General features: G+C 66.5%; 1 pseudogene. It reads left to right on the top strand.

The window, feature by feature from the left end:
- Positions 1-427, top strand: a pseudogene (locus tag AB3X99_RS40945) (urocanate hydratase); the annotation flags it as partial.

The following is a 427-nucleotide window of genomic DNA, read 5'->3' as shown; positions in this document are numbered from 1 at the left end:
AGGTGCGCGCGCTGCTTCCGCTGCAGGAGCGCGGCGCGGCCACGCTCGACTACGGCAACAACATCCGCCAGATGGCGCTCGAAATGGGCGTGGACAACGCGTTCGATTTCCCGGGCTTCGTGCCGGCGTACATCCGCCCGCTGTTCTGCGAGGGCAAGGGCCCGTTCCGCTGGGTGGCGCTTTCGGGCGATCCTGAGGACATCTACAAGACGGACGCCAAGGTCAAGGAGCTGATCCCCGACGATCCGCACCTGCACAACTGGCTCGACATGGCGCGCGAGCGCATCGCGTTCCAGGGCCTGCCCGCGCGTATCTGCTGGGTGGGCGTGAAGGATCGCTATCGTCTCGGCCAGGCGTTCAACGAAATGGTCAAGAACGGCGAGCTGAAGGCGCCGGTCGTGATCGGCCGCGACCACCTCGACACCGG

Origin of the sequence: Paraburkholderia sp. BR10882 (assembly GCF_040948855.1) — a bacterium.
GTDB classification, from domain to species: Bacteria; Pseudomonadota; Gammaproteobacteria; order Burkholderiales; family Burkholderiaceae; genus Paraburkholderia; species Paraburkholderia nodosa_A.
This window is presented reverse-complemented; position numbering and strand designations above follow the sequence as displayed.